This is a genomic window from Bacteroides hominis (genome assembly GCF_033042785.2).
In the GTDB taxonomy this organism is placed as follows: domain Bacteria; phylum Bacteroidota; class Bacteroidia; order Bacteroidales; family Bacteroidaceae; genus Bacteroides; species Bacteroides hominis.
Window position 1 is genome coordinate 562455 of the sequence record NZ_CP178829.1, and the last position, 20408, is coordinate 582862.

Sequence of the window (20408 nt, forward strand, 5' to 3'; positions counted from 1 at the left end):
TTTGGATTTTATTTTCATCTTTAATATGCCTGTTTGTTTATTGTTAAGTAATGATAAACATTTTGTTTAGACATACTGGAATTCTCTGTTACCACGTATGCTTGCTCAAATCTCCACCCGAACTGGGACATATAATTGAGAGCATCAACCATCGAGTTGAACTTGATTTCTTTCCCTGATTTGTCAACCAGAAACTTATCAGTACTACCAGTCCAGAAATGTTTGGCCTGACCAAAATCAATTTCAATTTTCACTTTGGTACCAGTGAGGTTACCAGTACCCACAATTTCACAATAAGCACGCGCAGGATTCCAAGGATCCTGGGCAAACGAACTGATGCTAAATAATAGCACCGAAATCAATAGTAATTTTTTCATAATAAACATTACTTTTCCAATTTCTTGGAAATTATATATTCATAATTCAGCCAAAAAGGTGATTAATTGTTTCTATATCTTTTTTAGGGTCAGTAAAGTCTATTCCTACTTCATTTTCATTTATAAAATTCAACATAAAATCTTCGATAGACTTCTTATCAATATTAACCTTTATGATCTTATATATAGCATCATTTACTCTATTTACTTCTATCACTTTTACAGCAATAAGCATAACAAAATAGCCTAAAAAATAACTTTTGCGCTTCGGAGCCTTTGCCACTACATCAGAGAACTCCATTAAATCGAGGAATGAATTTTTATCACATGCTACATGTGCAGCGTATATTAAACAATTTCCCCAATAGGAACCATGAGTCAATATTGATTTATATATACCATTGCATCCTTCATCTTTGTCTTGAGTAGAATCCACAATACTATTTGCAAATCCTTCCTTTACATCATTATGTAAAGAAGAAACTTTCAATTGCAAATCATCCGTCCTATCTTGAATTACCACCATTGTAGATAAAAGTTTTTCTACTGATTCATCAAGATGAATAGCAGCTTTCTTCATGACCTCCGAGGATTCTACTATTTTAGGTGGTAACTCCTGTAGTTCTTTATGGATCCCATCTAAATTTCCAGTAAAAGACTCCATTTTCTCTACAGAAGTATCTATCTTAGTAGGAACAAAACGAATTTCATCATACAAATCCCTAAACTTATGCAATAAGCTATTAATTGATTCACCGGAAACAACAGTCATTATTATTGCAATTACAGAAAGGATTATTGATGTAATAGTCGAAGCAAAAGAAAATTGTTTCGACAATTCATCATTGTCGTAAAGAAGTAGAACAAACTGAAAAATGGCAATAATTGCAATGATAATAATTGCACAACATAAATAAATTCTTTTTTCCTTTTCGGCAATCGCTTTTTGTTCTTCCATAGTCACATTTTAATAAAGAAACAATAATTGTCTACAAAGTTAGACATTAATCTACTTTATAGTGCAAAAAATGTACTGAAAAAAAATACGGATATAAAAAAAGCCCTCACTTAGTATGAAGGCTTCTTCTTTTTAAAGATACGTTTTTAAAAGCGATGCTTCCTCAAGAGGAGAGCACTTTTCTTTATTCGTTCACTCAAATCAAGCAAACTATTTGATAATAAATCAATTTCTTCGTCAGTAAAGGATGCAGCCTTGTTGTTGACATGATATCCATTCATACGTTGACTAAACCAAGAGCGTGACTTCTGGAAGTATTCTTCCGCTATATAAGACCAAGTAACAGCAGGAACTATGTCGTTCAACGCTTGCTTGAAATCATATTCATCAATTAACGCTTGTGACTGATCAATTGTTTCCTGAGCTTTGTGCTGAAGAGATTCAGCATATTCTCGCACTTCCTCCTCTGTTTTATCCGACAGCGTTTGGGCTATCTTACCTCGGAACTGTTCCCGTTGCTCGTCAGTATCCAACTGGAGAAACTCACTCAACAAATTATCTATTTCTCTACTTGCTTCCATAACAATAAGTATAATTTAGTTTTTAAAGCACCCCCTCAATACATGAGGGGGTTAATGTTAACCTTTCAGTTTTTTGAGGAGAACTATCAACTTATCCAGTTGAATATCGATCAGCCTCTCTAACTCTCTTCGTGGGTATCCTTGCTTTAGCAATTCCTCCTCATTCAGAGCATAAAACAGCAAGCAGCGCTTTACATGTTCTATGTGAGCCTTTAGCTCTTCCTGATTGTCAAACATCGCTTTAAAAACGTAATGCAAATATAATAAACATTTGTTTATTAACAAAACATTTGCAGATAAATCTGCTTTCAAATTGATTATTTAACACTTACATAACCCAATACTAATAAATCATCCAAGAAGTGCTCCGTTGAATCGGCACGAACGGTGTTCCCGGACTGGTCGTGGTATCGATCGGCAAAGTGGTACATGTATTCCTGGTCGGTACATTCGGAATCGAAACGGCTGCTCTGACGGAGTTTGGTAACAAAATCGGTGGCACAGGTGGCGGTAATTGTACCGCCGTCCTGCAATGTGTAGGTCTTATTCATTATCTGGTAAGTTTTTTTGTTCTAAGTTTAAAATACGTTTTTTGGTCGTCGGTCAGGAAAGGCAAGTTTGCCAAGGCTGTTCCGGTGGCGATATTGGTCTGCTGAGCAAAGGTAATCATGTTGGCGATAAAGCGTATCCAATTTTCCATTTTTATGAAATTCGTCGTACCTCCATGCTGGCGAAACTCAACCGTACGATGGCGGGAGTAGGACTCAAGGTTCAGTTTGTGGTAGCGGTCGCCTCCGAAAGCATTCTGTAAATCTCTAAGGCTGCCGGCATTCTGAATCCGCTGTTCAGTTATGGATTGTAGCCCTCTGCAATAGTGGTTATTGCGTCGAGATGGAGGCATAAAAGCGTCAATTATACGTTCAGCTCTCCGGTAGGTAAGTATAAGGTTCTTCCAAGTGTTAAGGGTAAAGTTGGCAGCGTCCATGTGGATATGAAGCCCGCAGGAGTCGTTTACCTTTACCTCGCAATAATCAAGCACCCAGCAAACTTTCTGTAGCTCCCGAAGGCCGGCCTCTCCCTCAAGTATCGGGCTTACAAGTTCGAAAGTATTCGTTCCCGATAGGCTGCCATCTGTTACCAGTTTCCAATGATTGCGGGTATCGTGGTTGTATCCTTCGACTGCTACGCTTATACCGGCTTCCCTAAGTTCTCGAGCGAGGCGTTCGCGAGTGCAGTTATAGGCTTCAATCTCAACCCCAAAGCGACGGTTGAAAGCATAATCAATCTCCGGAAGGTTATTCGGTACTACTTGGTTGCCGGGCTGGAAGGTTCCGGCTTCAATCATCCGCTTGTAGACGTTTTGAACAAAACCGTAGTTTCCGTTGGTTACCAGGTCGGCAACCTGGCGGCGAGTTAAGCCTAAAAGAAGCAATTGCTGTATTTTGCTGGTCTTTGTTATTCTTTGGTTTAGAATGTTGGTAATTTGCTCGTTCATAATGCTTTATCCTTTATTATTATACAGCTAAGATAACACTATAAGTGCGAACGTCGTAGCGATTACCTCTTTATTATCAAGCAGTTAGCTTTGTTTAGCTGAAGCTAAAAAAGGATAGAAAAAGGTCCGGAATATAGGGTTCCGGACCTTGAAAAAACAATTACCAGTTGAGTTGGTCCACAATATCTTGTGGTAAATAGTCATTTCCATATAAACAAGTGGCTATATAAACTCTATTGCCATCTTCACTTTGTGCCAATTCTTCACCGGCTTTCTTTTCTAATGGGAACTTGGGCTGATACGCAATATAAACTTCTGCTTCAGGATTCATTCCTTGTAATTCAATGATTAATTCTTCTACTGTCATAACGTTGTTTCTTTTATTATTATACAGCTAAGATAACACTATAAATGCGGACACCGTAGCGATTACCACTTTATTATCAAGAAGTTAGCTTTGTTTAGCTGAAGCTAAAAAGGATAGAAAAAAACTCCGAATCTCACGATCCAGAGCTAATAAATATACTTCGTTTTCATTATTAATAATGAAAAAACTGTTATTGATGCACAAATATACTATTTATGTTTTGACTTAAATATCAGCCAACAGACAATAATAATAGCCATTATCAGACCACCGAATGCCCAGCCACCAAGCTCCATCTTCATAGACTCCCAACGAGTTAGCTTCCTTTCAACGGGATAAGGCACCTGAACTGAATCAACCTTAACGAATGAATCCACCCGATTAATGAATAGGTACTTATACTGATATAGGTATTTATCCGCAAAAACGGTATCTCCTTTGGTGTAATACCGAACAGAATCCTTCAAGTAAACACTGTCGTGTTGTAAACGGTCAATGTAACGATATTCAGTCTTTATTTTCTCGACAGGCACATATTGAGTACGGCAAGAGGAGAAACATGTTGCTGACGCCAGCAAGATAATCAAGAGACAGACCGGAAGTTTCATAGTAAATCCCATCCCTGCTCGACATCCGCCATGACAGCCGGTAGACCATTTTCAACCTGGCTAATTGCAGCAGCAAAAGCACACATAGTAGATTTGTCGTTAATATCCGGAACGTACGTTGACGGAACTTGCATTTCGCTGCACACACGAGTGATGTATCCGGAAGTGTTGTTCTCGCAGGGAGGTGCCCAACGATTAATAAATTCAGCAATCGTCTGCCGATTGTGCAATCTACGGTAGTTCTGCAGTAACTTGATTAATGCCCGATAGCCATAAGCCATAGAGCTAAACTGTTTGAAACTCTTGTCCTGGCTCGGAATAACTTCTCCTTGCCATTTATCCCGGTCATGACGAATGTTGCCAGGATTGCAATTACGTAAACCTCTACTCATAATTAATAAGAATTTTACTTTAATATATCATTAATATTTCTCCCTAATTTCCTCTCCATTTCACCTCTGAGTTGTGCACGAAACAGCGATATAAAGGGAAAATTGGGAGCGATGATAAGTATACTGGCAGAGAAACTCCATACTTCACAGGCACCGGCAAGACCGGCAGCAACAGAAGTAACGGCTACACTGGCATGAAATATCTGCTCGATCATGTAAACCGAACAAAGGCAACTGGCATAAATGGCTACCTTTTTACACGTTTCTCTTCCAGCCTCGGAATAGGCAAACTCTCCTTTCTTCAGTGATACGGCAATACCCCACCCCAAATCAATAAGGACAAGAATTCCAACTACAGCAAAAGGATACCAAGCAGGCGCAAAGAAATGGGCTATAAAGATGACAACTGTTGATAACCAGCCATAAACAGTGCTCAGAATACGCTGAAGATGTTCAAAGAGTGATTTAATAATAATGTCCATATCTTTTCTTTTTTGACAAAATTACTATTGAAGTATCATGACCGAAAGGACGACATCCGAGCTTTGACATTGAACAGATCGGAACCATCTGCTTCAAACATCATGGTCCATCCGATGGACTTTAGCTCTTTGGCTACAAATGGGATGATATCAAGACTCTTTATGTTCGACCGGTTTAGCCAGGATACTTTTCCACATTCTGCATCAAACAGAAGATGGGCACGCAGGGTGTTCAGGTATTCAAGGCAAGTGTCTGAAGAGATCGCTTCTTCTACAAGATCCGAGGAGTCTGATAGTTTCATTGCGATTGTGGCCGCCAGCTTCTGGGTATCTTCGATTGAGTTCCTGTTATCACTCCTGGAAGAGAACTCACCATAATCAATAAAGAGATAAGTCCCCACCAGAGTATCAATGCGGGCTTTAACCGACTCAAAAGACTGTCCAAAAACATACGACTGAATTGTAGGGATCAGCGGATCCGGCATAGCTAAAATGGTTTCTTGCAATTCGGCATATTGCGCATGTGAACTACTACCATTGTTAAAGATGGAAAGCACGCCCTCTCTTGAGGGATACTTTGCGAAGTAAGAGAATAAATCAAGTATCATAATATTTGGTTAATGATATGGAGTGGTAAGCCTGTTTCCTTCTCAATGTCCATCTTTTCCATTTTCATTGCACTCATGCTCCGAACGGTTTCAATGATCTTCTTCCGGAGGATAGTCAGGTACTTGATGACGTTCATCTGCTCGATGGCTGTAATGTCACCAAGTCCATCATTGCTTAGATTATACAGTGACTCCAAAGCACCGGTACTGATAGCACTACATTTGCCCTCTTTAGCAGCAGTCAGTAACCGAAAGTCTGTTTGAGTAAACAGGTAGTTGTTGAAAGCCTGGAAATTGAAGGCAATGGCCTGTAATTCGTCCTCTGGAAGTTTTGCGAATACTGTAGCCAACCGGTGAGCTCCTTCTGAAGTGTATGTACCTGGATAATACAGGATCGCTGCTAATAGTGGAAGCATGTCTACAGACTTACCTATCAGGGCACGGGCCTCGATGTATTGCAATGCCGTTAACGAGCAGGTCAGGACATTGAAATTGGTATCAATGGAATATGCTGAATAAATATCGTCATCAATAACCACTGCCGGAACCAGCTGCTTGCAAAAGCAACAATCAAAGGCAAATTTATAGTCCAAGCGTGAGAGATAGCGTGCGATGGGGAGACAAGTTAGTCTTTCCGGAGGAGTCTTTTTGCAAAGTTTTCTGGTTTCAGGATCCATTTCGCTTAAAGCCATATCGTTGTCCGGATACATAATGACGAATGGAAAGGTAACCTGTTCTGCCAGGAAAGCCAGGTTCTGGAATGATTCTTCTCCCCGGATCTTCTTTGGCTTCCACCCCATAACATTACACACGTAGTTTACTCTCACCATGACCGGTGAAAGTTCTCCCTTCACCATGCGATTAAAGTCACGGATCAGACTAATGAATAAATAACTATTTAGTTGGTCCCAGGAATTGGGAATATAATACGTATTCCCATGAACCATAAACTCTATTTTGTCTTTCATGGCATCATTATGATTTTGTCGTCCGGAGTATTAAATGATGTTTCTGTATCTACTATACCGGAATCGTTGTTAGACAACATAAGATCGATGTTCTTGAGTAGTGATTGAGCTTCGCCAGTTAGCTGTTCAGCAAGTGCCAACATACGTTCCTGTTCATCCTTTCCGGATCGAGTGGTTTTAGAGTCATCGAAGAGATTACGAATGGTAGATGGAAACTCAAGAATATCCAATCGACGCAAGGCAAGAGCAATCGTACTTTTTGCAAGAGCATGCAGTAGTAAATCCTTCATCTCCTGATTATCAACGACACGTTCAAAGTAACTGGTCATTCCTTCATCCAACACTTCTTTCTGAAGTGGAATAATCCGGAAGAAAAAGAGATAAGAAAGGTCAATCGAATATAGGAAATCAAAGTCCTCTGCAGTCTGAATCCGAAGAGAGGAAAGCAGTTTGCAGTAACGGGAATTCTTCCATTCTTCCAGACTGTCCTCCTTATTGAGTAACTGGATCAGCGTATCCATACCACTGAAGTAGTTCTCAATATAGGACCGACGCATGGCTTCCATCTCATACTTGTAGATGTCAACATCGGATTTTCGTTGTTTGACAACATCAAACACTAACTGTTTGGCAAGTGTTAAGTTGGCCATTGCAGTCAGCAAGGCATCATGTATTTCTCCATCCCTCTTGAGAACTATGTCATAGACTTCTTTAGAAAGTATAATGCATATCTGCTTCCGGGCAGAAGATGCCGAACTATTGAGATCCTTAAACTCAATGTTCGTTTCCGAATAGGGTGCATAATGACGAAACTCAGTCAGGTTTTTAAATAGCTCTTCTAAAATGATCATGATTCTTGCTGATTTAATCGTTCGTTTGGTTTAACATCTTCTTGACGACTTGGAATTTCCCGGTAAAATCCAAGTCTATAACCTTGCTTATACAGTGCCGGGAAGTTGATTTGAATAGCCCAGTTAAAAGGCTCACAGCAGATTTCTTCGTCTGGAGTAAGGGACATCAGGTAGATCAGATAGTTGTAATAAGCGTCGGATCCGGACTTGGATATCACGCCATCTTTTCCAACACTGGAGATAGAGGAGTCGAGTCCGACACTTGATAACAACACTTCATCAGCACGCTTATCATAAGAAATCAACGATTCGATGTACTCTTTGTATTTCAGGTCTACTGTTTCAATTTTCCAGCGTTCTTCTTCGGTACCACCGCTTTTAAAGCTGATTGTTGCATAAGCCTTCCCCTGGTTATCAGCACCGGAGAGATATTGTGAAATCTTGCGGAGCTCGGACTGGATATACTTAATCAGTGTAGACTCTTTGAACTCGGTACCTATATCGATGCCATTAAATACATATAGCTTCACTCCGTCCTTATTCCGCTTCTTATTTTCATCACAGAGCTTCTGGATCTGAGTGCGCTTGGCGTTTATCCAGGCATTAGGGATAATGATGTGGATTTTGGCTGCCAGGCTATTGCGCAAAAAGGAGTTAATATACCGAGCTGTCGCATTAGAACCTCTGATATATTCCTTAGTGCCTTCATGCGTTTCATTTACACCATAGAACTCATCGACTGACTTCTCCCGGTGATGCGAGATGGCAGCATACTTATAATTGGCAACTTCTGCCAGGTTAAATTTCGGGTAAATCTTGAAGTTGGATATCCCATAGTTCCAACGTCCAACAGCGATAAAGCGGAAATCACGATAGTACACCAGGTCGGTAGCGACATCCTTTTTTGTCGTGGCCAGCCTACAATTTCTATTCTCCATTGTCTCAATACCGGCAACAGGCAGTGCCCCCAAATTTCGGCCTACGGAGAATCGCCATTTCACAAAGTAGTCACGAAAATAATAGAAGTCTTTAATAAGAGCTTTAGCCACCTCCTTATAATCGCTTTCAAGTCCACGGTCCTTCCAACTATCCAACCAATTCATGATCTCCGGGCACTCAACCCATTCACGCTTAAACTTGCCATCGGCAAACACAGTCTGGTACACTGCCGGTCCCTTTCCGTACAGCATATTCGCCTGTTTAGTGATAAGCCGAGGTAGCAGACGATTCTTCTTGAGATCAGCTGCCACCTCCTCACACTTCATGTTGTTATAGCCACGGCTACACACTTGATAGCCATTAATAGATTGCCACTGCATATCAGGTAATGGATTGTAGTCTCCTACAGAGAAGCCTGGATCATCCATACCGGTACGGGGATTGTCCCCAACCTGAAATGATATTACATTACTTTCATCGATGTAGCAACCATAGTCACCTAACATCTTTACATCACTCATAACCAGTCGATTTTATGTAGTTTAAAATTGTCCTGTGGAAAGCCCATATATCGGATCAGGATCCTGTAACACATCTTTGGCTCTCCATCACCATCAGTGAAGAGGAATAGATTCTCTCCATCGATACTAAACCTTTCATGTGGTAACTGAGTCCGAAACTTACATCCCTCTCGAATCACCAGTTTGGCCGATGCTTCACCCTTCTGCCTCGAGTAAGAGAAGAAAGCAATCGTAAAGCACCCATCAGGCAACTTCGATATCTCTTTTGCCCATTGCAGTGCATGCGGTCCTGTCATTGTCGTTTCCATGCTCGAAAATACCTGTTTCTGAACCTCCCAGAAAGGACCGGCGGGATGGAACCCTCATATTTCCAGCCAAAGACCGAAGGCTGCACCTCATTTCGAATTATCAGCGGGGCGTGGAGATAGGGAGCTGATGAAAAAAAAGGAATAAACTTTTGAAATGTGATAATATTCATTTTCAACAAGTTATCATATTTTTCTATGTCAAACAGGGCAATTATTATAGATAATACAAAGTTTTTCAGGTGCACCGAACTTATTATATAGAGAAATTATCAGGTAAATCAGTCGGAATTGAGGATAATTCAGCTTGAACACGGTCGCCATAACGTCCAAACAGCAAGTAAATAAGTGCACTTGGTATCTGCGTTGTGAGACCCGCTTGAAGTTTAAGCGGTACTTTTACCTCAGATGTTTTATCAAGCTCTATACGGCCATCCGTTTTTTTGAGGGGCGACAGCATGATAGCACTACAAAGGTTCTTACATTCGTTTTCATCAATAAGAATACGGGGCAATGCGTTACTGCGATTACCGAATATAAGAAGCAGGAGCTTAAACTGCTGCCAATGGTAGACAGTTGCCTGACCCTCGTTCATCAGCTCAACAGTAAAGCCATAAGACTCCAATTCCCGCTTGAGAATACGGGAGTCGGTGGTTATCTTTTCCAAATCTTCTTTTTTCTTGTTACCGGCACGGTCAGGATAGAGAATAATGTGTTTATTGACAGCATCCTGGCCGAAGAACTCGTAGAACTGGCGGGCAAGTTCCGGCTGTTCGTCCGGATAATAACAGAAGAACTCCTTCAGTATCCTGAGTTCCGAACCGTAGTCCTTCTCCTGGCCAACGGTCAGGCTGGAGAAATGTCCGGGATCATAACCGACGAGCAGCTCGTCGCGCTTATTATAGTGCTTCAGGTAACGTGCTGTTAAGATGAAGTGATCCCGGAGATCAAGTTTCAGGATGGACTCGTAAATGTAACTATCGGCAAACTGATGTAAGTCCTTTTTAAAGTTAGCAAAAAACTTGTTTACAACTTCTTTGTGCCGGATAGCACAGATAGAAGTCAGAAACTCGTCAATATCAAGGGTTTCAATCTGAGTTTTGAAGAATTTAGGACCTAATATGTCTTTGTTACAAAATGAACTGGCACGCACGTACAACGTAGCATTACGACGCATATCGGCAAGACGAGGTTTCCAGAGTGCGAGTGTACGTTCTACTTTCTGAAGCTCGAGGCGGATGGCTTCAAGAATAACCGGATTGGTAGTTTGTTTTTGTTGGGCAAACAGTTTGTAACGCTTGTACATAGCTGCATTTACATGAAGGGAAACTGTAGCTATTTCCTCAAGAAGTGCCTGGTCGATATTGTTTTCGTATTCTTCGAACCAGTCATCTTCACCAAGATCCACACGAGCTGTATCGGAAACACCGGTTACACCCTGATAGTATTGAGACATACGAATCTCGGCAGAGGATCCACGAAGTGACGGGAAGAGTCGTGTCTTCAGTTTCTCACCTTTGTTGTGCTTCATTTCCTCAATAAAAGCATGTACACCTGAACGACCGGCAACAGATTCCGGCTGGTCGGAACTCACCATCTGCAAATGATGACCATCGCGAAACAGGATGCTGTGTTTCGGGTATGCAATAGGATAACGTGGATGACGGAAGTGAGAAGGTATCTTTGCCTCTCCAACAACATAGTCTATCCCGTACTCCAACATCGGACGAACACGTCCGGCAACAGTTACCGGTCGGGAAAAATATGCTTGAATATTAGGCCAGACGTTTGTCATCAAAGCAATATATGTTTTGTGCACCAGGAAAGAAAGTTCTCCGGGCATATCATTGGCAACCCGGATAATACGTGGCCCCATAACTCCTTCAGTTTTGCCGACCGCACGGGCACCTTCAACAAATATATTGTTAGGATCCAGCACATTCACCTGAATCTGCATAGAGTTCATGTAGTAACGTTCGAACTCAACTGTAGCATCGAAGGTATTATCGCTACAAGAAAGACTGTCCCGGGATTGAGAATAAAGTTCTATCGACATAGTTATTCTTCATTGACTTCAGTAAACTCAGCCTCCTGGATATCGGCATCACGCAGGAGACGTTTTTTCTCTTCCTTCTCGATCGGAAGTTTATCAATCAGATTCAAATAGAATCCTTCGTTGTGTTTGGATGCAATTTCTTTCAAAGATTTCTTAGAATATCCAAGTTCTTCAGGAGTGATCTCTGGGGAAATAAGGAAGACAACACCAAGATCACGATCGGCTTCAGCAATCTCCGATGCCCGGCGACGACACTCGGCAGCAGCATCGTAACACTGTTTCTGAGTTTTGTAGTCACCACGGACAGCGGAGAGTTTAGCCAGGTCCTCGTATTTATCCGCATAGTTTGACTCCCATACTTTGATAGATACATTATTATCAATCGAAAAGTAGTTGATGGCAGCATATATACGTGCTTTACAGGTGCGTTCATCAAGATTAAGATGCTGTAAGGCATTAATACGCTGCTTTAATAATTTAGCAGCACGGGTAATGTTCCGTTCGTATTCGTATATTTCAGCAGCCCACTGCAGCTGCTTGAGGAAGAGTTGCACATCAGATGGTATGCCATCGCTCTTCCCGGAAACCAGGAAAGCAGATATCATGTCCGGATGTATCTTATCAAGTATATCAAGTTGTGTCATACGCCGAATAAATTCTTTCGAAGTTCAAGTTCTATACGTTCATTTTTGCGGGTTTCCAAAGCGGTAATAGCATCAATCTCGCCAGCTTCAGCACGTTTTGCCAACTCTGCATCAATATTATACTCACCCAAAGCACGCCCATTGCTGTAGGCATCGTTGTAAACATCACCAGGAAGACCGATACGAATGGTAAGAGCAATTTTCTCTTTACCTCGTAAACCAAGGAGGTTACAGATACGTTCTGCTGAGTAACCAAGTGCGCCAAATGTGCGCACTTGAGATACATATTCATCACCAATTAAAATGGCTTTATCCACATCGGAGGTTGGTGTCAGTTCTGATTTCATACGATAATTTTTAAAGTTTCCTCAGATGTAAGAAGTTCCCCAGAACGAATTACCCGGACGGGCTGTTCCGGGAACATAGACCGGTACCGATGAACTGTGCCTGAAACATAGCGAGGATCTATTTCCATAGCATGGCATATACGGTCAGTCTGTTGGCAAGCCATCAGAGTAGAACCGGATCCGGAGAAAAAGTCGGCAACGATCTGACCGGACACACTGGAATTACAGATGGGATAAGCCATCAAAGCAATAGGTTTCATTGTCGGATGGATGGCATTGCGTTGGGGTTTATCGAAGTTCCAAACAGTGGTCTGCTTACGATCGGAGTTCCAGTAGTGAGCAGCACCAGGTTTCCATCCATAGAGGCACGGTTCATGCTGCCACTGATAGTCCTGCCGTCCCATGACCATGGAGTTCTTTACCCAAACACAGCATTGGGCTATTTTGAAACCAGCTTTCCGAAGAGAGGCCCGGAAGTTCTCTCCTTCGCTATCGGCATGGAAAATATAATAGGATCCGCCAGGTTTCAATATAGAAAACATAACTGCGAACACTTGCTTCAGGAACGTAGCAAACAGATCATTCTCCATGGAATCGTTTTGGATAGTCAGTTCCTCCTCAGTCCCACCCTGATAGGCAACATTGTAAGGTGGATCGGTGACAAGCAAGTCAGCATGCTGTCCGTCCATCAACGCAGTGACATCCGATTTTGAACGGCAATCACCACACATTAAGCGATTCTTTCCAAGTAACCAGATATCTCCTGGTTGTGTAAAAATGGAGTTGGTATCGTCTTCTGTAGGAACAGTGAAGTCAATGGCATCTTCGTGGATATCGGTTGATTCGTGCTCGGATCCGAATAGCGGAGCAGCTGCCTGACCGAAGTCGATGGTCTTCACTTCATAACCCAGATTGAACCGGGAAAGAGTATCGGTATCGATATTGTACTTTTTGAATAGCAAAGTGTCCGGGTTCTTAGTGGCAAACTCAGAGTTGTAGGCAGCTATTTCCTCGACTGCTTCTTTTTTATCCGCTGCGAAGATTGGTTCATACGGAATCTCCGGGATGGTAAAACCGGATTTACGCAGAGCAAGCAGAGCTTTCCTCCGTTGATGGGCATCAATAATCCAGAGTTTTCCATCAGAATCCTTCCAGGCTTTAAATGCATACTTAAAGCCACGAGTGATGATTAGCATCTGCAACTTCGATAACTTGTCAGGATCCGACTTCTTGAAGTCCTCCTGAAGCTCTAAGAATGAATCCAGCGGGGCAGTCGGAAGGCCACCCAAATTAAATACTTCTATTAGCTTTTCCATGATTAATTTTTATTTGTTGTTGATTCGAGAATTGCTTTGAAAATGGCTTCTCGCTCTCGATGACGACGAAGGTTTTCTTTGTCCTGGGCACGCCGACTTTCACGGTCGACACGCTTCAGATAGGATTCGTATCTACGGATGTTATCAAGTACATTCTTGTGATATCGCAAGAATTCCTGCGGGTTCTTCCGAAGAAGTTCCTCCAGTTGTGCTCTCTCGGACTGGTGGATGATTAACGGATGTTTGTACTTAAACTTCCCAGTGTCGTTGAACGATTGCAGCTCTTCGAACGCCAGAAGATTCCGAATGCGGAGCTCTGCCATATCAGTGACAGCTCTTTCGGTCGGGTTCTTGTCCAGCTGCTCGTCGAGCTGCTTCATTTGTTTCCAACTTACGATTCGGTCGTTGTAGAGGATCGTGGCCGTTTGGATTTGTGGGTCAGAGAGGTTGTCCCAGTCGATTTTGGGGTACTCTTCGTGCTTTTGAACTTTACCATTTTTGGTGTAGTAACGGCTTTTTTTTTCTCCTCTTCAAGGGCAGCTTCCGCACTTTCTGCTCGTTCTTCAGCTTCCTCTGCACGAAGTTCTGCTTCCTCAGCACGCTCCTCGGCTTCTTGAACACGCTCTTCAACTTCTTCTGTATGAAGTTCCGCTTCCTCAGTGCGCTCTTCGGCTTCTTCTACTTGATTAGTTACCTCAGACATCTTATCAGGTTGTTCCGGATTAGGGTATGGAGTTTGCTCAACAATACGCCGGTTATTACGAATTTCATCACGTTCTGCAACATCCAGCAGCGCATATAGGATATCATCAGCATACCGCTTCGGATTGCGTGAAAACATACTCAATGTTGATAGTCCGGGTTGCTTCTTACGCAGAAATTCAAGATCCTGCTCTGCAGCATCCGGATTGCGAAGCTCCGCATAATGTTTTTGTTTTTCTTTGAAGGAATACATATAGATAGAGTTTATGGGCGGATCACTCCGCCCAGGTAAGTATTATGCTGTCTGGATCCGGCTACCAGGAACCTCGACAAGAGTAGTAGTGTCCATGATTCGGAATGTAATCTGTGATCCTGCCTTAGCAGTCCATGTTGCACCATCCTCGAGGACGAATACGGTACCATCGGCAATAGTAGCCGCTTTATCGGTACCGGTTCCTTCAAGCGTGATATACCGGCCTTTATCGTTGGCAGTCACTCCAGAAATAGCATTGATAGCATAAGTTGCTGCTGATCCGTTCGGTATTTCATAACGGTTGCTCTCCGGTTTAATAGCCAGTGTCTTAGCATCAACTGTATGATTAGTTGCCGGGGCACGAACGATATCACCGACATATTTACAATACTGATCGATAGATGTACGTTTGAAAGTAAAGGTTACATAACGGCCATCCTTGTCATTCTTCGCTTCGAAAGATTGAAGGATCATCGGGCGATCATACTCACCGATAATGTACCACTGATCCTCACCTACTTCTTTAAACAGGATTACAAATTTACTGCCGGCATGCTCTTCGATGAAATTAAGCAATTGATCGCGCATGCCTCCCATAATTATTGCGAAGTTATTTTCACCGGAAGTAGTGATATCCCCTTTCTCACCGGTTGCGTTGTAAGTAGGAATATCGTGTGCTTCAAAGTATTGCATGTATTGTCCTGCCTTCATCGGAATAGTACTGACCTCTCTATTGGCATTCTTCTTCGGAAAGCGCACATTATCATTTATCTGAGAGAGTTCTATCAAGTAGACTTTATAGGCAATGTTAGAGCCATGTGTTTGACGATCGGATACGTCATTAACGTTACCAATTAACATCATTGAGGCAAATGTCGTACCACCTAAACCAGGCATACAGATATGTGCGGATGCTGCCGGATCCAAGAAGAGCCATGCAACGAATGCAATAGCGAATAGTACCATTAGCGAGAGAAAGAAGCGGGTTTGCAACTTGCGGGCAGCCCGGTATCCTTTCATTGAATTTGAAATTTTTCTTGCTTTCATATTTTTGAATTAAATGTGATTTAAAAAAGAAAGGGCGGGCATTACACCCGCCCCAACCAAAACTAACTAACCTATTGAAACACAGAAATGGAAAAGTATTATCTTACACCAGGAAGATTGGGCTGAAGGTCTGCATTAACCTTACGTACACCTCCGACACAACGTTCAAGTTCCCGGAAGTTACCACCCTTATTCAGTACCACCATAATATAATCCCCCACTGCTGTCGGTGTATATGCTTCCGAAATCTCAGCAAACTTGCCAGTTTTCGCAATGGTAGACGCATTGGTTGTGGATCCACACTCAATAATGTATCCAACTCCGGCTTTAGCTCCAGTGATATCAGTAATCACTGTTGCCTTAGAATTCTCGACTGTTTCTTGCCAGAATCCTTTCGATGCAGTGATTGTAGTGGCATCAGCATCAACATTGACAGATGGCTTGTTCATGAATATCTGTTGCCATTCATAGTTGTTAGCAACCAATTTTGCACGGGTATCGAATCGACGCCCAACGAATGCCGCAGCAAATCCTTCTTTCCATGTAGACCAAGCCTTGACAAGTTCCATATCTTCCTTGACCTTGATAGATAGCATTTCACCGGGAATGTACTCAAGGCACTGTAGGTTTCCGGGAACGTCCATCATCATGAAAGGTATCTGTCCGAGATAAGGCAGCCAGATAATGCGCTGACTCGTATCAGGAACCACATACAGATAGCTATTAGGGCCTGTAAAATCGGTATCCTTACCATACTTGGCACGTACATTCTTAATCCACCAGGGTTGGTGTGTCTTATTCAGATAAAGAACGTGTTGATCCAGATCCATATCCTCGGTACATGATGCTACAACATCGGCATGAAATTCCTGAACCGCATCCAACATATTAGCTTGAGTGTAGGAGCGATATGCTGCATCGTCATGCAACAGGATTTTGTTTTCATGATGATAACGGATCAATGTATGAAGGAGTCCCGTAGAAGAGTTCAGATAAGAACCGGCAATACCAGTTTCCGGTTTAACATAGATACCACGCATACGGCGTTTGTTCTGTTCAACTTGTGCCGTTTCCAAAGAATTCAAGATACAGAACTCGATCATAGACCACTTGATAGGATCGGAACCTTCTTTATTGAGGTAAGCAATGTATTTACGTTCCAAGTCCTTCATCGGACCGAACTTCATTTTGATCATTGCATCGTCAACATGGCCCATCTCGTTTTCAAGTTTCATGTCACCCTTGAAGACTTCTCCCTGCTGATAAGCCTGAGAAACTTCAGTGAAGAATGCATTGAACACAAGGTCATGATCCTGAATTCCATAGCGAACCGGGAAGTACTGAGTCAAGTCGCGTTTGCTTAACACCCGAGCAATCAACTGATCCTGACGCAAAACGACATGCTGGTTACCGACTCCGGCTGTATCAACACCTTCATAATTGGTAGAGAACTCACCCGCTGCGAGCTTCTTTACATCCAGCATATGGTTTTGATGCAGATAGCTATATCGTTTCTTCAATGAAATGGAGTAGCTAACCACTTCTTTACGGAAAGAGGCACCTTCTTCGTTCTCTTCCGGATCTTCCATAGCTGCAGCTATACGAGGGTTGGCAGCAATCTTATTCCAACGGTTGTTCATTGAGAACATAGGATGCTCAATTCCAAACAAGAACTTAGCGGTATTTCCCGGTCCATTAAACTGAAGGGTGGAAGCTGTAGCAACTGATACCGGGATATCGGCTGCCGCCTGATTTTTCAAACCATCAACAATAGCCTTAACCAACCCTGCAGACTGAGCTACTGTTTCCGGAGATGCCGGAGCCACATTCTGAGGTTTGCCATTAGTGGAAGTGCCATTTTCGCCTTTCGGTTCCTGATCATCATCATGACCGTTAAGAGGAACGATAATAGAATCCAAAATGGCCTGAGCCTGATTCATCGCTTCCTGATCAAGCGGGTTCTGATGTGAAGCCTGGTCAGCAGCCATGTCATCCTGAAGGGTTACTTGAAATTCTTTTTGATAAGCATCGACAATAGCTTTCCAATCTTTATTGGTAAGCTCCTTGGATTTTGCCTTATCAACCAGATTTAATGCTTCAAGTACCTTCCTAAATTTTTCTTTTACATTCATACTGAATAGATATTATTAATTATAGTAAATTGAGAGCACGCTGTTTCAAAGTTTCATTAGCGAGATATCCTTGAGCAAGTTGGTAAGCTGCAACCAAGGCTTGTGGAAATGTGGAAGTACCATCAATTAGACCATTCTCGATGGCGTGATTCGTATCAAATGTTTCTCCACGGAAGACCGGATCGTCTTCAGGAAGATCGGTCAACGTCGAACGGCAAGATCTTACCTCTGAAATAAATTGCTCTGCGAGAGGATTAAGTATATCTTTACGATACTGTTCCGGATGACCATCAATCAGGTCCTCTACCTTTTTATTCTTGAGGTCGGATTGATCCGCTTTAACTCGAACGACTTTAAGACCTAACTTTTCATAGTATCCCTGGAAATCAAGATACTCGAGCATGGTGCCGATACAGCCAATCTGATCATTCCTGGTTAGAGCATGGATAGTTGTGCCATGACAGGCAATGTAATAGCCGGCAGAAGCACATACATTCTCAATAAAAACGAATACAGGCTTGGCAAGGGAACGCATAGTTTCGGAAAGCCGGTCAAGATACCAGGCTTCACCACCCGGAGTATTCACATGCAGGAAATGACAAGCAATGCCCGGATTGGATTCCGCAACAAGAAGATCCTGTTCGAACTGTTTAGTAGAAAAGTGCCAACATGAAGCAGCAGTAACAAATCCCCAAACACGATGATATGCAATGCTGCCTTCAGGAAGGTCGTCAGCGTGAAAGTCATCGGTTACATTGATACCCTGCAATTCAGAGTGAGCAGAAAGTTCCTGCTTCAATACGTTCAATACTTTTGTGCAAGTCTCCTTATAAGTAGGTGGATCCTTAACAATGAACAGTGAGCCTGGAACAGGATCGGCATTAAATAATAGAGGAAAACAGTCCATCATCGCAGAGTTATAGCCATCTGCGGTGATGAATAGCTTACTTGAAAGAAGAATTTGTCGAAGGAAAGTTCTGTTCATTACATATCTTTTCAGCGAAGATATGACATGAACAGAAGGCTATGAAGGACGGTATTCAGCGAGAAAATGGGGATTGAAGCATTTTGCACTCAATTTTCAACCTGGCCGAATTAAGATATGGACAGATGGAGACTATTGCCGGCAGATCATTATTACCCAACACAACTTTCCCATTGGAAGTATCAGCGAGCTGTACAGTCACTTTTCGTCCCGAAGCAAACTCCTGAAGGGTATCTTTATCCGGTCTATCAATTACGATATCCGTGCTACAATTAAATAGGTTGCCGGCAGATGAATTTTCGATGGTAGGAGCCAATGAAAATTCATCGGCAATAAACCGATAGCTCTCCTTTCGCATCTTTGTGCAAGGAGTAACTAAAATATTGATGGATAGTTCTTTCATATACATTTTATTAAATTGATAATCAATAAGTTCGCCACACAACGGACATTTTATCCCCTGTTTATGGACAAAACAGGTAGTTCGGTCGGTGATTTTTCAGGTATTTTTTAACTTCTTTTTATACTCTCGCCGTTTTTCCCGTTTTTTAAGGTTCTCCCGCCATCTGTAAAAGTTCTTTATAAGAGCATCTTCTGAAATGGAGTCAATGCTATAAGAACACAAGAATTTGTGAACAACGTCAATGTTGTTATACTTATGCCCGTTCTGGTCATTCTCCAGAAGTGTTGAATGTAACTCCCAATTCAACATACGCCCCACTTCCTGTTCAATGATCCTGACTGATCTGGGAGAAAGAAAGTTATAGACTTTAGGATCCTTCCCAATGCGACGTTCAGGAAGTACGAAGGTCAGGTTTCCATTATCAACAGGGGATTGATTGCACTGTCTTTTTGCCATCAATGTCCAAACGATGTGATATAAGTCCGTATTATCTGGGATTTTTAAAGGTTCATCCGCACCATTGTTGTATTTTCCGCGCAAATACTCGGCTAAGTAAGGTTTGATTTGAATACTCGTTGTAATCATTGCTATGTTCTCTAAATATTATTTTGAAATAGTTTTTATTAGTTTTTACGTCCAACTGTCCAACCGTCCAACATAGGGGTTAAATCACAACTAAAGTTACTGATATTTATTTAGTTACGCAAATTTAACCAACTAAAGTTAGTGTTGGAGGACGTCCAACACGTCCAACAAACACCTATTTTGTTGGACAGAGCTAAATTTTCAACGTTGGACGGTTGAAAACAGTAAATCCAACACGTCCAACAGCGTCCTACAAAACAACAGATATGTAGGATATATATATACTTTAATAAAAACATATACTACTATCCTACAGGCTTTTACATTTTAAAATGTTTTTTTCTTGTTGGACGGTTGGACGGTTGGACGCACTTTCTGAAAAGTTTTCTTTTCAAAACTCTCGCTCTTTTGTTCTCTCTTTTTTTATTCAGGGGGTCTGGGGGATTGAAGTGATATATCATAATAGTATGGTTTTAATAGGAATGG

Annotated in this window: 25 protein-coding genes; all 25 read right to left on the bottom strand. The window is 42.0% G+C overall.

All coding sequences use genetic code 11. The features are described from left to right. Window positions 1-20 precede the first annotated feature (20 nt). The 25 genes from R3O62_RS02650 to R3O62_RS02770 all read right to left on the bottom strand — a co-directional run bounded on the left by R3O62_RS02650 (window position 21) and on the right by R3O62_RS02770 (window position 19922). Window positions 21-377: a hypothetical protein gene (locus tag R3O62_RS02650; protein ID WP_317473047.1), complete on the bottom strand. Its 357-nt coding sequence runs from the start codon at window positions 375-377 to the stop codon at window positions 21-23. A gap of 46 nt (window positions 378-423) precedes the next feature. Next, window positions 424-1335 (bottom strand): hypothetical protein, encoded by a 912-nt coding sequence (locus R3O62_RS02655; RefSeq protein ID WP_234079700.1) that lies wholly within the window; start codon window positions 1333-1335, stop codon window positions 424-426. A gap of 146 nt (window positions 1336-1481) precedes the next feature. Continuing rightward, a complete protein-coding gene (locus R3O62_RS02660) occupies window positions 1482-1916 on the bottom strand; it encodes a DUF5053 domain-containing protein (RefSeq protein WP_032565273.1) in 435 nt (144 codons plus the stop codon). 317 nt (window positions 1917-2233) lie between these two features. Beyond that, window positions 2234-2467, bottom strand: a complete 234-nt coding sequence (locus R3O62_RS02665; protein WP_317473046.1) for a hypothetical protein — start codon at window positions 2465-2467, stop codon at window positions 2234-2236. Next, complete coding sequence (locus R3O62_RS02670) at window positions 2467-3411, bottom strand: amidoligase family protein (RefSeq protein WP_317473045.1); 945 nt, start codon at window positions 3409-3411, stop codon at window positions 2467-2469. The genes R3O62_RS02665 and R3O62_RS02670 overlap by 1 nt, the downstream gene beginning before the upstream one ends. Window positions 3412-3571: 160 nt before the next feature. Continuing rightward, the gene (locus R3O62_RS02675; RefSeq protein WP_005811004.1) at window positions 3572-3778 is read right to left on the bottom strand and encodes a hypothetical protein; all 207 of its coding nucleotides are present in this window, start codon (window positions 3776-3778) and stop codon (window positions 3572-3574) included. Between the two features lie 209 nt (window positions 3779-3987). Next, window positions 3988-4398 (bottom strand): hypothetical protein, encoded by a 411-nt coding sequence (locus R3O62_RS02680; protein ID WP_317473044.1) that lies wholly within the window; start codon window positions 4396-4398, stop codon window positions 3988-3990. Next, window positions 4383-4778, bottom strand: a complete 396-nt coding sequence (locus tag R3O62_RS02685) for a structural protein P5 (RefSeq protein ID WP_136199880.1) — start codon at window positions 4776-4778, stop codon at window positions 4383-4385. Before R3O62_RS02685 ends, R3O62_RS02680 begins: the two co-directional genes overlap by 16 nt. Window positions 4779-4792: 14 nt before the next feature. Continuing rightward, entirely contained in the window at window positions 4793-5260 is a 468-nt protein-coding gene (locus R3O62_RS02690; protein ID WP_317473043.1) for a phage holin family protein, read from the bottom strand. A 35-nt stretch (window positions 5261-5295) separates the two neighbouring features. Then, window positions 5296-5868, bottom strand: a complete 573-nt coding sequence (locus R3O62_RS02695; protein ID WP_317473042.1) for a hypothetical protein — start codon at window positions 5866-5868, stop codon at window positions 5296-5298. Continuing rightward, window positions 5865-6836, bottom strand: coding sequence for a hypothetical protein (locus tag R3O62_RS02700; protein ID WP_317473041.1), 972 nt, complete (start codon window positions 6834-6836; stop codon window positions 5865-5867). The genes R3O62_RS02695 and R3O62_RS02700 overlap by 4 nt, the downstream gene beginning before the upstream one ends. After that, window positions 6833-7687, bottom strand: a complete 855-nt coding sequence (locus tag R3O62_RS02705) for a hypothetical protein (RefSeq protein WP_317470349.1) — start codon at window positions 7685-7687, stop codon at window positions 6833-6835. The genes R3O62_RS02700 and R3O62_RS02705 overlap by 4 nt, the downstream gene beginning before the upstream one ends. Beyond that, window positions 7684-9147, bottom strand: a complete 1464-nt coding sequence (locus tag R3O62_RS02710; RefSeq protein WP_317470348.1) for a hypothetical protein — start codon at window positions 9145-9147, stop codon at window positions 7684-7686. Before R3O62_RS02710 ends, R3O62_RS02705 begins: the two co-directional genes overlap by 4 nt. Next, the gene (locus R3O62_RS02715) at window positions 9144-9455 is read right to left on the bottom strand and encodes a hypothetical protein (protein WP_136199885.1); all 312 of its coding nucleotides are present in this window, start codon (window positions 9453-9455) and stop codon (window positions 9144-9146) included. Before R3O62_RS02715 ends, R3O62_RS02710 begins: the two co-directional genes overlap by 4 nt. 253 nt (window positions 9456-9708) lie before the next feature. Next, on the bottom strand, window positions 9709-11508 hold the full coding sequence (locus R3O62_RS02720; protein WP_032542160.1) for a hypothetical protein: 1800 nt from the start codon (window positions 11506-11508) through the stop codon (window positions 9709-9711). 2 nt (window positions 11509-11510) lie between these two features. Continuing rightward, on the bottom strand, window positions 11511-12152 hold the full coding sequence (locus R3O62_RS02725) for a hypothetical protein (protein WP_032542161.1): 642 nt from the start codon (window positions 12150-12152) through the stop codon (window positions 11511-11513). After that, window positions 12149-12499 (bottom strand): hypothetical protein, encoded by a 351-nt coding sequence (locus R3O62_RS02730; protein ID WP_032542162.1) that lies wholly within the window; start codon window positions 12497-12499, stop codon window positions 12149-12151. The genes R3O62_RS02725 and R3O62_RS02730 overlap by 4 nt, the downstream gene beginning before the upstream one ends. Beyond that, entirely contained in the window at window positions 12496-13815 is a 1320-nt protein-coding gene (locus R3O62_RS02735) for a DNA-methyltransferase (RefSeq protein WP_032542163.1), read from the bottom strand. Before R3O62_RS02735 ends, R3O62_RS02730 begins: the two co-directional genes overlap by 4 nt. A 2-nt stretch (window positions 13816-13817) precedes the next feature. Continuing rightward, entirely contained in the window at window positions 13818-14195 is a 378-nt protein-coding gene (locus R3O62_RS02740) for a hypothetical protein (protein ID WP_032542164.1), read from the bottom strand. An 11-nt stretch (window positions 14196-14206) separates the two neighbouring features. Further along, window positions 14207-14770 carry an alanine-zipper protein gene (locus tag R3O62_RS02745; protein ID WP_317473040.1) on the bottom strand — a complete coding sequence of 188 codons (564 nt, stop codon included), beginning with the start codon at window positions 14768-14770 and terminating at the stop codon, window positions 14207-14209. A gap of 42 nt (window positions 14771-14812) precedes the next feature. Continuing rightward, window positions 14813-15817, bottom strand: a complete 1005-nt coding sequence (locus R3O62_RS02750) for a hypothetical protein (protein ID WP_032542166.1) — start codon at window positions 15815-15817, stop codon at window positions 14813-14815. Between the two features lie 98 nt (window positions 15818-15915). Further along, window positions 15916-17949: a hypothetical protein gene (locus R3O62_RS02755; RefSeq protein WP_317473039.1), complete on the bottom strand. Its 2034-nt coding sequence runs from the start codon at window positions 17947-17949 to the stop codon at window positions 15916-15918. A 19-nt stretch (window positions 17950-17968) separates the two neighbouring features. Beyond that, window positions 17969-18934 carry a S49 family peptidase gene (locus tag R3O62_RS02760; protein ID WP_317473038.1) on the bottom strand — a complete coding sequence of 322 codons (966 nt, stop codon included), beginning with the start codon at window positions 18932-18934 and terminating at the stop codon, window positions 17969-17971. A gap of 55 nt (window positions 18935-18989) precedes the next feature. Further along, window positions 18990-19337, bottom strand: a complete 348-nt coding sequence (locus R3O62_RS02765; protein WP_317473037.1) for a hypothetical protein — start codon at window positions 19335-19337, stop codon at window positions 18990-18992. 96 nt (window positions 19338-19433) lie between these two features. Beyond that, window positions 19434-19922, bottom strand: coding sequence for a hypothetical protein (locus R3O62_RS02770; protein WP_317473036.1), 489 nt, complete (start codon window positions 19920-19922; stop codon window positions 19434-19436). Window positions 19923-20408: the final 486 nt, after the last annotated feature.

Bases quoted from the DNA above. Each gene is read 5' to 3' on its own strand.
- R3O62_RS02650 (WP_317473047.1), bottom strand. From the start codon at position 377: ATGAAAAAATTACTATTGATTTCGGTGCTATTATTTAGCATCAGTTCG.
- R3O62_RS02655 (WP_234079700.1), bottom strand. From the start codon at position 1,335: ATGGAAGAACAAAAAGCGATTGCCGAAAAGGAAAAAAGAATTTATTTA.
- R3O62_RS02660 (WP_032565273.1), bottom strand. From the start codon at position 1,916: ATGGAAGCAAGTAGAGAAATAGATAATTTGTTGAGTGAGTTTCTCCAG.
- R3O62_RS02665 (WP_317473046.1), bottom strand. From the start codon at position 2,467: ATGAATAAGACCTACACATTGCAGGACGGCGGTACAATTACCGCCACC.
- R3O62_RS02670 (WP_317473045.1), bottom strand. From the start codon at position 3,411: ATGAACGAGCAAATTACCAACATTCTAAACCAAAGAATAACAAAGACC.
- R3O62_RS02675 (WP_005811004.1), bottom strand. From the start codon at position 3,778: ATGACAGTAGAAGAATTAATCATTGAATTACAAGGAATGAATCCTGAA.
- R3O62_RS02680 (WP_317473044.1), bottom strand. From the start codon at position 4,398: ATGGGATTTACTATGAAACTTCCGGTCTGTCTCTTGATTATCTTGCTG.
- R3O62_RS02685 (WP_136199880.1), bottom strand. From the start codon at position 4,778: ATGAGTAGAGGTTTACGTAATTGCAATCCTGGCAACATTCGTCATGAC.
- R3O62_RS02690 (WP_317473043.1), bottom strand. From the start codon at position 5,260: ATGGACATTATTATTAAATCACTCTTTGAACATCTTCAGCGTATTCTG.
- R3O62_RS02695 (WP_317473042.1), bottom strand. From the start codon at position 5,868: ATGATACTTGATTTATTCTCTTACTTCGCAAAGTATCCCTCAAGAGAG.
- R3O62_RS02700 (WP_317473041.1), bottom strand. From the start codon at position 6,836: ATGAAAGACAAAATAGAGTTTATGGTTCATGGGAATACGTATTATATT.
- R3O62_RS02705 (WP_317470349.1), bottom strand. From the start codon at position 7,687: ATGATCATTTTAGAAGAGCTATTTAAAAACCTGACTGAGTTTCGTCAT.
- R3O62_RS02710 (WP_317470348.1), bottom strand. From the start codon at position 9,147: ATGAGTGATGTAAAGATGTTAGGTGACTATGGTTGCTACATCGATGAA.
- R3O62_RS02715 (WP_136199885.1), bottom strand. From the start codon at position 9,455: ATGGAAACGACAATGACAGGACCGCATGCACTGCAATGGGCAAAAGAG.
- R3O62_RS02720 (WP_032542160.1), bottom strand. From the start codon at position 11,508: ATGTCGATAGAACTTTATTCTCAATCCCGGGACAGTCTTTCTTGTAGC.
- R3O62_RS02725 (WP_032542161.1), bottom strand. From the start codon at position 12,152: ATGACACAACTTGATATACTTGATAAGATACATCCGGACATGATATCT.
- R3O62_RS02730 (WP_032542162.1), bottom strand. From the start codon at position 12,499: ATGAAATCAGAACTGACACCAACCTCCGATGTGGATAAAGCCATTTTA.
- R3O62_RS02735 (WP_032542163.1), bottom strand. From the start codon at position 13,815: ATGGAAAAGCTAATAGAAGTATTTAATTTGGGTGGCCTTCCGACTGCC.
- R3O62_RS02740 (WP_032542164.1), bottom strand. From the start codon at position 14,195: ATGAAGCAGCTCGACGAGCAGCTGGACAAGAACCCGACCGAAAGAGCT.
- R3O62_RS02745 (WP_317473040.1), bottom strand. From the start codon at position 14,770: ATGTATTCCTTCAAAGAAAAACAAAAACATTATGCGGAGCTTCGCAAT.
- R3O62_RS02750 (WP_032542166.1), bottom strand. From the start codon at position 15,817: ATGAAAGCAAGAAAAATTTCAAATTCAATGAAAGGATACCGGGCTGCC.
- R3O62_RS02755 (WP_317473039.1), bottom strand. From the start codon at position 17,949: ATGAATGTAAAAGAAAAATTTAGGAAGGTACTTGAAGCATTAAATCTG.
- R3O62_RS02760 (WP_317473038.1), bottom strand. From the start codon at position 18,934: ATGAACAGAACTTTCCTTCGACAAATTCTTCTTTCAAGTAAGCTATTC.
- R3O62_RS02765 (WP_317473037.1), bottom strand. From the start codon at position 19,337: ATGAAAGAACTATCCATCAATATTTTAGTTACTCCTTGCACAAAGATG.
- R3O62_RS02770 (WP_317473036.1), bottom strand. From the start codon at position 19,922: ATGATTACAACGAGTATTCAAATCAAACCTTACTTAGCCGAGTATTTG.